Annotated in this window: 6 protein-coding genes; 4 read left to right on the top strand and 2 right to left on the bottom strand. The window is 40.5% G+C overall.

The window, feature by feature from the left end; translation table 11 throughout:
• Positions 1–138: 138 nt before the first annotated feature.
• Positions 139–1,095 (bottom strand): tyrosine-type recombinase/integrase, encoded by a 957-nt coding sequence (locus tag EHQ64_RS18280; protein ID WP_246048834.1) that lies wholly within the window; start codon positions 1,093–1,095, stop codon positions 139–141.
• A gap of 553 nt (positions 1,096–1,648) precedes the next feature.
• Here EHQ64_RS18280 and EHQ64_RS18275 point away from each other — a divergent pair.
• The 4 genes from EHQ64_RS18275 to EHQ64_RS18260 all read left to right on the top strand — a co-directional run bounded on the left by EHQ64_RS18275 (position 1,649) and on the right by EHQ64_RS18260 (position 10,765).
• Positions 1,649–4,108, top strand: a complete 2,460-nt coding sequence (locus EHQ64_RS18275; RefSeq protein ID WP_135651226.1) for a hybrid sensor histidine kinase/response regulator — start codon at positions 1,649–1,651, stop codon at positions 4,106–4,108.
• 122 nt (positions 4,109–4,230) lie between these two features.
• Positions 4,231–6,771 (top strand): histidine kinase N-terminal 7TM domain-containing protein, encoded by a 2,541-nt coding sequence (locus EHQ64_RS18270; RefSeq protein WP_246048833.1) that lies wholly within the window; start codon positions 4,231–4,233, stop codon positions 6,769–6,771.
• Positions 6,772–6,777: 6 nt separating this feature from the next.
• Complete coding sequence (locus tag EHQ64_RS18265) at positions 6,778–9,762, top strand: MHYT domain-containing protein (RefSeq protein WP_135651225.1); 2,985 nt, start codon at positions 6,778–6,780, stop codon at positions 9,760–9,762.
• A 4-nt stretch (positions 9,763–9,766) separates the two neighbouring features.
• Positions 9,767–10,765: a response regulator gene (locus EHQ64_RS18260; protein WP_135651224.1), complete on the top strand. Its 999-nt coding sequence runs from the start codon at positions 9,767–9,769 to the stop codon at positions 10,763–10,765.
• Positions 10,766–10,770: 5 nt separating this feature from the next.
• Here EHQ64_RS18260 and EHQ64_RS18255 read toward each other — a convergent pair whose 3' ends face one another.
• The gene (locus EHQ64_RS18255) at positions 10,771–11,454 is read right to left on the bottom strand and encodes an SDR family NAD(P)-dependent oxidoreductase (RefSeq protein WP_135651223.1); all 684 of its coding nucleotides are present in this window, start codon (positions 11,452–11,454) and stop codon (positions 10,771–10,773) included.
• Position 11,455: the final 1 nt, after the last annotated feature.

Genomic DNA, 11,455 nt, shown 5'->3' with positions numbered 1-11,455 from the left:
CATATTAATGAAAGCGAGCGGGCATGGAAGCCCGCAAAATTTGGAACGAATATCATGCAGAGCTGTTCGTCTAACTTCTACTTTGCGTTTGCTCGTATATCTTGCATTAAAGTATAACATGGGCGAATGTTCGTAAAATTATAGCTCATCCAAAGGGCTTCTAATCTTAGAGACCATTGGATCCACAATGCGAGCATAAATTTCCGTAGTTTTGACCGAAACATGGCCCAGGAGTCTTTGGATCATCTTGATAGAAGTTCCTGACTCGAGCAAATGGATAGCGAAAGCGTGCCTAAGATCGTGGATTGAAACTTCTTTAGTAATCCCCGCCTTCTTTTTAGCCATTTCGAAAATTTTTTCGGCGGTTCTAACGGTGAGGTGTTGGTTAGGGATCTGTCCCGGAAAGATCCAAGATTCTTTGCCGAACCTATTGATCAGCTCGGAAAGATCTTTTCTGCAGCTACTTGGAAGAAGAGTGAATCTGTCTTTATTCCCCTTTCCTTGTCGGATACGGATCGATTTTTTTTCCCAGTCCAGATCGTTTCCTTTTAGTTTAACTAATTCACTCACTCTGAATCCTCCTCCATAACAAATCCTCAAAAGAAGTCGATGCTTAGGATTTGGAAGAGACCCCATAATTCGAGTTACTTCATTTCTGGATAGAGATTCCGGAATTCGTTTCTCTCGCTTGGGATGGGCATACTTTCTTAGATATTTAGTACCTATTATGATATTATAATAGAACTTTAGCGCTTGGAGGAGCGACTTAATCGAGTTTGAGGCGAGATTTTTCTCGTATAAGATCCGGTCCAGATATACATTTAGATCGGACTCAGTGATCGTATACGGATTTTTCTTTGCATATTTTAAGAATGCTCGATTATATTGGAGATAAGACCTTAACGTTTTTCTACTATAATTTCTCCTAAGCAATTCAGTTTTTAAGGGAAGAAGCAGGATCTCCACTTCGGAATCGATCTTCTCCTTATATTCCGAAACAAGATCGGATAAGAAGGCTTCCGAAAAAGGGATTTTCCAATGTTTAAGATTCGGATCCCAAGAAGACCTTGGAATTTTCGAGAGTTTAAGATACAATTCTCGATCGAACGGAAAGGAAATTATTGAGAAACAAATTCCATTCTCCCAAATACTTCCAATTTTGATGGATTGAGGCATAGGAGGAAGGTAAAAATAACTAAATATATGTATAGTATATTATTTGAGATTTAGAATATAGCTTCGCCCCTTGAGTCACACAGACACAAAAAAATTACCGATGGAAAAGAAATCGCCAGACCTCATTTGACGCTTATTCTTGGAATTTGCCTTTTTTATCCGTCTTTCGACTTATTACCAGCAAATAACGAATTTTAAGGACTTTTGTTTAAGGTATCCGTTATGCGTTTCTTAAAGACAAATTTATACAGGTTGTGCTTAAAAAATTTGGGTGGGAATTCCTACAGTGAGCTGCATTACTCAAAGGATACTTCTTGTATTCTAAAACGAGTTATGCTAGACTAAAAATAAGAAGAATCTGATGGAAGTTTTACCAAAATTGGATATTCTGTTTTTTCCATATTCTTAATTTTTGAAATGAATTCTTCCGGTTACGAATCTATAATTTCGTTTCTGCTTTTGGCAAATTAGAATGGATCAATTTTCCGAGTCCGCCCCCGATTTTCGTGTCCTATTTGAATCTGCTCCCAGCTTATTCTTAGTTCTTTCTCCAGAATTGAAGATCGTAGCGGTAAGCGATGGATATCTCAAAGCAACTCTGACTGAAAGAGATAAAATTTTGGGCAGGGGGATCTTCGATGTTTTCCCGGATAACCCTGACGATCCGGAAGCGACTGGTGTCAGTAATCTTCGCAATTCCCTACTCCGAGCTTTAGAAACCAAGGCGCAAGACACGATGGCTGTTCAAAAATACGATGTACGACGCCCTGAGCAGGACGGGGGCGGATTCACCGTAAAATATTGGAGTCCTATAAACGTTCCGGTCTTAGATAAAAAAGGAAAGGTAGTATATATTATCCATAAAGCGGAGGACATTACCGAATTCGTTCTCTTAAAACAGAAGGGTGAAAAACAATCCGAAATGACGGAAGCACTTCGTTCAAAAACGGAGGAAATGGAAACTGAAATTATTCGCCGTTCCCAAGAACTTCAAGAAGCAAATAAAAGTTTAAGAGATTCCGAAAAGATCAAGAGCGAGTTTTTTGCGAACGTATCCCATGAGCTTAGAACTCCATTGAGTTTAATCCTAGCACCTGTAGAATCTATTCTTTCCGATAAAAGTAAAAATCTTTCTTCAAACCAAGCCCAAATGCTGGAGACGGTCCATAATAATTCTGTCCGACTTTTACAGATGGTAAATAGTCTTCTGGATTTTTCTAAATTCGAAGCGGGCAAAATGAAAGTGGAATTAGAACCCATAAACGTTAGCAATCTGATCCGACTGATCTTAAAGGATTTCGAACCTAGCGCTTTGGAAAAAAGTATCCGGATCCAAACGGATCTACCTTCTTCCGATCTGAACATATTAATCGACCGTTATCTTTTTGAAAGGATCATTTTTAATCTTCTTTCCAATGCTTTAAAATTCACTCCGGAAGGCGGAAATATTTTCGTGATCCTATCATTCTCAGAAGGAATTTTACGTTTAGTCGTAAAAGATTCCGGGATCGGGATTTCGGAAGAAGATCAAAAAATTATTTTCAAAAAATTCCAACAAGCAGAAGGTTCTTCCACGAGAAGATATGGTGGAACAGGCCTTGGTCTTGCCATGGTAAAAGAATTTTCCGAACTTCTGAATGGTTCTGTTCATTTAGAAAGTAAGGTCGGCGCCGGAAGTTCCTTCGCAGTCGACATCCCAGTATCCGTCTCCGAGAATAAGGAGAATCATTCACACTCATCCAAGATACTTTCCCAGGCTCCAAAATTCTCCATCAATGAATTCTCGATGGAAGAAATTTCAGAATCTTCCGAAAAACCTAAAGTATTGATCTGCGAAGACAATGAGGATCTTTCCCGCTATATTAGTTCCTTACTTTCCCCTTTTTGTAGGATCAAAACTGCAAAGAATGGAAAAGAAGGTTTTATGTATGTTCTTTCTTGGGCACCTGATCTAGTTCTCTCAGATGTAATGATGCCGGACACTGACGGGATTGAACTTTGTAAACAGATCAAAAATGATCCTTCTGCTTCCAAAACGATCGTGGTCCTTCTTACTGCACTAACTCATAGAGAAGCAATGTTAAAAGGTTGGGAAGCGAAAGCGGATGAATATCTTTTTAAACCTTTTCATCCGGAAGAATTGATCATAAGAGTCAAATCTCTTCTTTCCATTGCTGCAGATCGTAAAAAAAGTTTGGAATGGATCGAACAGAAAAATTTCGAATTAGAATATGCGAATGCAGAATTGGAAGCTTTCTCTTATTCGGTTTCCCATGATCTTAGAGCTCCTTTAAGGGCTATCCAAGGTTATACACAAATGCTCTTAGAAGATCATAGTTCCGTTTTGGATTCGGAAGGGGTACGTTTCCTGAACGTTCTGATAGAGTCCACCAAAAGAATGGAGAACCTGATCGATAATCTGCTCGAATTCTCCAGGATAGGAAAAAGAGAATTAAGAAATTCTACCTTCGATCTTACTGAAGTCGCAGAAAGTGTAGTCAAACAAATCAATGACCAAACGGATCATAATGCTGAGATCATAGTACATCCTTTAACGAATGTTACTACTGACAAAGATATGATGTCCTATGTATTTCAGAATCTAATCTCCAATGCGGTAAAATATTCCGCCAAAAAAGAAAATCCTAGAGTAGAAATTGGGATTACTGAAACCGAAAAAGGTAAGGCATTCTTCGTGAAAGACAACGGAGCAGGTTTCGATATGAAATACTATAACCGTTTATTCGGAGTCTTCCAAAGATTACATAGACAGGACGAGTTTGATGGCACCGGAGTGGGACTTGCAATTGTACACAGAATTGTCACAAGATACAAAGGTTCCGTTTGGGCAGAAGGGAAATTAGGTGAAGGTGCCTCCTTCTACTTCACCTTAGGCGGAGAGCAAGAAACTCCGGTCGGTTTACAGAACTAGAACTGTAATTTTATCCATAAATTCTTTACTTAAGAGATGGATTTCTTCCTACAAGAGGGATAGATCCTGATTACTTCGTCCTATATTTTATTCTTTGAAACTTTCTCCTTGAGCCTAGGGGAATGCTTTCAAAATTTGTATGCATGGGAATGGACGTCCAATCTCTATCCTGGTTTAAATGGACTCCTTACGCCATTCTTCCCTTATTTAGTTTTCTTCTTTCCATCCTGACATTTCGTTTGGGAATAAAGAACAGACAAACCTCCGGTGCTCCTGAATTCATTCTTGTATGTTTAGGAATGATCCTATATAGCTTCGGCTATTTTTGGGAGATCGTTTGTATCAAACCGGAGAATATCATCTTCTGGGATGATTTCCAATTTATAGGTTCCGATCTATTGATCGCATCCCTTCCCTTTCTCTGTTTAAGGGTTGCGAACCTAAGTAAGTTCATTCATCCGATCAGCATTTTTCTTTTTTCTTTCCTTCCAATCTGTACGGAACTCGTGGTTTGGTTCGGAGAAAAAGAATGGATCCGCCCTTCTCTAAGATTCGATAACTCGGCACCCTGGCTTGCATTGATCTACGAGTACGGTCCATGGATGCAAGTATTCGTTTATAATTTTTTAGGATCCTTTCTGATCTGTATTTTGATCCTGATCTACGGAGTTTGGTCCCAAAGAGCATTTCATAGGATCCGTTCCCTCGTTTTTTTAATCGGTGTTACCCTACCTTTCGGAAGCCAATTGATGACCGCAGGAGGTTTCATTCCGTTCGTTCATCCAAAATTAGATATCTTTCCTTTGGCGGCAAGTTTCGCGCTACTCATATGGATGTACGGTTTATTCTATTTTAGAATACTAAATCTGATCCCGATGGCGAGAAATCAAGTATTCGAGTACATGCAAGATGCAGTTTTTGTAATGAACTCGAATGGGTTTCTTTTGGACTGCAATGTGTCCGCTTTAAATTTGCTGGGAACTGCAAGACTTAGAGGAGATTCCAAACTTTCCGAATTCCTTCCGGATCTAGCTTCTATCTTAGAAGATTGTTCTTTTTCAAAAAGAATGAACACAGAATGGAAAACCTCTCACGGGAAATACTACGATATTTCGGTACATTCTCAAAGATCGGAAGGTTCTCAATTTAAGATCGTAGTATTAAGAGATGTGACACAAAGAGCGATCTCAGAAAGAAAACTTTCGGAAAGAAGAGACGTTCTACAGAGCATTTTGGATTCTACGAGTATTTTATTCCTAGTATTAGACGGAGACGGTAAATTAATTTTATTGAATAAAGCCTGTCTTCAGATCACAGGTTTCGAGCTAATGGAGTTAGAAGGAAGACTTTTCTGGGAGACGGTAGTGTATGCTGATGAAAAGGACCGGATCTCTAAAGTTTTCCAACATCGTTTTGCCAAGAGAAGATTTCCGAAACATACAAGTCTGCAGATCAGGACCAAAGATGGAAAGATCAGACATACGATCTGGGAACATAAAGAAGTTCGGGACAAAACAGGACATTTACAGTATGTGATCTCTACCGGAACGGACACCACAGGTTTAGAAGAAGCCGAATTTAAAATTGGGATCTTACAAAGAGCGAATGAAGAAATTTTAGCTCAAAAGGCGATTATAGAATCCCAAAAATCCGATTTGGAAGAAGCGATCCAAAATCTAAAACGTACTCAGGCAAAACTGATCCAAGCTTCTAAGCTTGCGGATCTAGGCCAATTAGCTGCAGGGATCGCCCACGAGATCAATAATCCGATCGGTGCCATCCAAGCAGCAGGTTTTAATATTCTCTCTTACTTAGAAAGGATCCGTTCCGATCTACGTTCTCTTCTTCCCCTATTGTCCTCATTATCAGATAGCGATTGGAACTCCTACGCAGAACTTATTTCTACAGGAGTTTCTTCCAAAGAAATTCTGATCGGCTTAGAAAGAAGAAGGGTTCTTGCAGAAGTGAAATCCCAAATGAAAGAGACAGGAGTCCTTCTTCCGGAAGATACTGCGGAACTTTTTGTGGATTTCGGGATCGCGTCCAGTTGGAGGAATTTCGAAGGTATATTAAAAAATCAGAATACGCGAGAACTTTTGCCCTTCTTCTTAGACATGCTCGGACCTGAACAATGTGTGGATACGATCAAAACCGCAGTGGATCGTTCCTCAAAAATAGTTTATGCCCTTAGAAGTTTTGCTCATTTTGAATCGTCTCATAAAAAAAGAAAATTCTCTTTAAAAGAAAACATAGATACCGTTCTGACACTATACCAAAATCTATTCAAACATGGCGTGGAAGTTTCCACCAATCTAGACGGAATTCCTGATTTCCTAGGATTTCCGGATGATCTAATGCATCTTTGGACAAATTTGATCATGAACTCCGTCCAAGCAATGTCCTATAAGGGATCCTTGGGTATAAGCGCAGCTGTTCAGGAAAATGAAGTAGTAGTCTCTATCCGTGATAAGGGCCCAGGGATCCCAACAGAGGCTCAGAGCCAGGTATTCGATGCTTTTTTTACTACAAAACCTTTAGGAGAAGGTTCAGGTTTAGGACTAGATATTGCGAAACGTATAGTTGAAAAACATAGAGGTAGGATCTGGTTCGACTCTTCTCCCGGAGATACAATTTTTTATGTGGGGCTACCTTTCGAGGTCTGATATTTCGTGATCGCATTCTTAGATAATTTTTTTATATACGATCCTAATCAGACCCTTCTGACGGCTGCATACAACCCTTGGTTAGTCGTACTCTCCGTTTTGACCGCGATATTCGCTTCTTATATTGCCTTACAAATTGTAGGACAAAACGTTCCGGAATCCTCTCCTCCGATCACTAAATATTTGGTGTCTTCTGCGGCGAGCCTTGCTCTAGGTTGTGGAGTTTGGTCCATGCATTTTATCGGAATGCTTTCTTTCGAGTTATGCACGACTGTAGAATACGATAAAACTCTTACAATCGTTTCCATTATTCCAAGTCTTCTTGCTTCTTCCGTTGCATTAGCATTCGTAAGTAGGCCTAAAATTTCAGTCACCGAACTAACATTAGGCGGACTGTTAGTAGGTTCCGGTATCGGAGCAATGCATTATACCGGAATGGCAGCTATGCAGATGAGCGCATTCCTAAGATATGATCCAAGATTTTTTGCATTATCCATAGTCGTTGCAGTCGTCTTAGCAATACTTTCTCTTTGGGTAAGATTCAGACTAGAAGGATTAAATCTAAAATCCAAATGGCCTTCCATAATTTCCGGGATCACAATGGGAAGTGCAATTTCCGGAATGCATTATACCGGAATGGCAGCGGCAAGATTTGTAGGAACTGTGGACCCGGATCTTACTACACAAACTACAAACTCCACATTCTTAGCGCTTGCAGTTTCAGTAATCACGATCTTATTCACTTTTTTTGCATTCGGGGTCAATTGGTTCTTAAGATATCGCGTCTTAGTTAATAATCTAAAAATCAGCGAATCCAGATTGAGGACTATCATTACCACCGCTGTAGACGGTGTTATTTCTATGGACTCTCAAGGAAGGATCCGAGACTTTAATCGTTCTGCAGAAATTATTTTCGGTTATTCGGATGAGGAAGTGATCGGAAAGAATATCAGAGAGCTGATGCCTGACCCGTATTATACCGGAAAAGAAAAAGACCCGGAAACTATTTTAAGCACAGGCTTCGCCAGGATCATTGGAACTAGTAAAGAAGTGATCGGTATCCGAAAAGATGGATCCGATTTTCCAGTACGTTTAGCGATCGGCCACGGGAAACTTTCAGGAGAAGATCTATTCGTTGGTTTCGTAACTGATATTAGCGATAGAAAAATGATCGAAAACGCTTTGAAACAAAGCGAACAACAAGTCCGATCTCTTATCGAAAATATTCCAGGGATCACATATAGATGTCTTCCAAATCAAGATTGGAAAACACTCTTTATGAGTGACGCTTGCGAGTCAGTCACAGGATATCCTGTTTCGGATTTTACAAAACCAGGATCCGCAAGAACATTCCATCAGATCACCCACCCGGATGATAGAGATAGGATCCGAAAAGAAGTGGATCGTGCAGTTTTCGAAAAGAGAACTTTCACCTTAGAATATAGGATCTTTCATAAAAACGGAGAGATCAAATGGCTTTGGGAAAACGGAAGCGGGGTTTTTGGTGGGAATGGAGAAGTCTTATTTTTAGACGGGGTCATCTTAGACATCACAGAAAGAAGATCGATAGAAGAAGCATTACGAAAAGCGAAAGAAAAGGCCGAGTTAGCTGCGATCTCTAAAACTTCCTTCTTAGCAAATATGAGCCATGAGATCCGAACTCCAATGAATGCGATCCTAGGTTTTACAGAAGTACTTTTATCCGACAATCTAGAGAAGAACCAACGAAATCATTTAGAGACGGTAAAAAGTTCCGCAAAATCTCTTCTACGTCTTTTGAACGATATTTTGAATACCGCAAAATTGGAAAAAGGAGCAGTCGAGTTGGAAACAATGGACTTCTCTCTTTTCAAATTAGTCGCAGAATTAAAATCCACATTGGGATTAAGCGCAAGAAAAAAGAATTTAGACTTTGAAGTACTGCAAGAAGAAGGACTTCCTGAATTTTACTCAGGAGATTCGTTAAGGATCAGACAAATCTTGATGAACCTGATCGGCAACTCCGTAAAATTTACGGATAAAGGAAAAGTAACCTTCAAGATCTCCAGAGAAAATGGAAACCTTCATTTTGCGATCCAAGATACCGGGATCGGGATCCAAGCAGATCGTTTGGATAAAATTTTCGAACCGTTCACTCAAGCAGATGTATCTACCACTAGACGTTTCGGAGGTACAGGGCTCGGAACAACCATCTGTAAACAATTAACGGAGCTGATGGGAGGACAGATCTGGGCAGAAAGTACACTCGGCCAAGGAAGCACCTTTCATGTTCTTCTTCCTTTACCTTTAGGAAAACCTAGAATAGAATACAAGGCACAAAACGGCGTCAAACTTCCTCCTTTAAGGATCCTAGTTGTAGACGACGTAGAAAAAAATACTGAGTTAGTTCGCCTATTATTAGAGAACTTAGGACATACCGTCTCCACTGCGTTTAACGGAGAAGAGGCGGTAAAAAAAGTCACGGCCGGATCCTTCGATCTAGTTCTAATGGACGTGCAGATGCCCGGTTTGGACGGGCGCCAAGCGACTAAAGTGATCCGAATGCATGAGGCAGAGGAAAATCTTTCTAAGGTCCCGATCCTTGCTCTAACAGCCAGCGTATTTGAAGAAGATAAAAATTCCGCAAAAGATTCCGGAATGGACGGTTTTGTTTCTAAACCTGTAGACTTGGAACAAATGTTGGCAGAGATGGCAAGGGTCCTTGGGCATTCCTCTTCCCTGCAGGAAGAAAAAATTTCTTCCTTCGAAAAAGGATTGGAATGGGATCCACAAAGGGCTAGCTTTCTTGCAAAAGAACTTTCGACTTCTTTTCAAAGAGGTTCGATAGAAGAAAAATATTTGGAAGAATTTTCGGACCTGATCCGGAACAAATTGGAAAATCCGGAATATCAATCTTTCCGCTCTAAAATAGATCAATTCGAATTCGAAGAGGCATTTTCTCTTCTAAAAAATATCATCACAAAACTCGGATTAGACCGAAACATCGGATAATAGAATGAGCAATCTCATCGATTACAGACCGAAAATTTTAGTCGTAGACGACGAAGCCGCAAACTTGCAGGTACTAAAACAAATATTACAAGATGATTATAGACTTCTCTTCGCAAAAGACGGGACAAAGGCGATAGAGCTCGCAGTCTCGGAAAAACCGAATCTGATCCTTCTGGATGTTATGATGCCGGGGTTTACAGGACATGAGACCTGTAAAAAATTGAGAGAAGAGCCTTCTACTTCCAGGATCCCGGTTATCTTTGTGACAGCAATGGCGGAAGAAGAAGATGAAGCGGATGGTTTCGAAGCCGGAGCCGTGGACTATATCACAAAACCAGTCAGTCCTGCGATCGTTAAGGCCAGAGTTCGGACTCACTTATCCTTAGTTAGAAATGAAGAACTCAAGGAAACAAGGCTACAGATCATACAACGTCTAGGACTTGCTGCAGAATATAAGGACAATGAAACCGGACTTCATGTGATCCGGATGAGCCATTATTCCAAAACACTTGCCTCTGCCTTAGGATATTCCGAAGAAGCTGCAGAAAAAATTTTGCATGCTTCCCCTATGCATGATATAGGCAAGATCGGGATCCCCGATCGTATATTACAAAAACCTGGTAAACTCGATCCTGAAGAATGGGAGATCATGAAAACCCATCCTACGATAGGCGCCGAGATCATTGGGGATCATGATTCCCTTCTTCTACAAATCGCCAAAAGTATCGCGCTAAACCATCATGAAAAATGGGACGGGTCAGGATATCCGAACGGGATCAAAGGAGAAGAGATCCCGATGGAAGCAAGGATCGTTACCCTTGCGGATGTATTCGATGCACTTACTACGGAAAGGCCTTATAAAAAAGCCTGGAGTGTGGAAGACGCAGTCAATCATATCCGAAAAGGAGCAGGTTCCCATTTCGATCCTCATATTGTACCTGTATTCTTGAATTTAATGCCGGAACTTTTAGAGATCAGAGAACGTTGGGCGGAGACTACTTAAAGCTTTTATAATATTCCTTTCGGGGGAAGAAGTAAAATTTCGTCCTGATTCAAAGTTGCAGGTTGAGAATATAAACTCTCTAAAAAAATCGCAGCGTCATTAGAAGGGATCATATCTTCTCTCTTAAAACCTTCTCTTCCGTCCCAAATAGGAGTATCGATCGCACCCGCGTATACGGTGGTGACCCGGATCCCACGACCTTTCACTTCTTCCCGGATCGCTTTTGCAAAACCTGCAAGACCATGTTTAGAAGCACAGTAAGGAGAAGATTCTGGAAAACCCTGTTTGCCGGCAGTGGAAGAAATATAACAAAGAAGAGAACCTTTTCCTAAGGCAGGCAAAAGTTTAGAAGTAAGAAGGATCGGAGCACTTAAGTTCAGAGCCAAATGTTTTTGAAGATCTTCCCATTCTAGGTCCTCTATTTTTAAGAATAGGCCGTCCCCGGAAGCAAAATAGATTGCGTCTATTTTGTTCCAACGCTCTAATAATTCTTTAGAAAATTTAACGATTTGGTTCGGATCTCCCAGATCGCAGTAATAATTCTTTCCTTTTTCGAAACTTTCCTCTAAAGGACGTCCTCTTCTGGAAATTCCGATCGGAAAATATTCAGGAATTGCATTCAGTTTTTCTAATAAAGATCTGCCGATCCCGGAACCGGCGCCGACTACAAGGATTTTTTTGGATTCCATG

The organism is Leptospira sarikeiensis (assembly GCF_004769615.1).
In the GTDB taxonomy this organism is placed as follows: domain Bacteria; phylum Spirochaetota; class Leptospiria; order Leptospirales; family Leptospiraceae; genus Leptospira_B; species Leptospira_B sarikeiensis.
The sequence above is the reverse complement of the archived record's forward strand: the minus strand, read 5'-3'. Positions and strand labels throughout refer to the sequence as shown.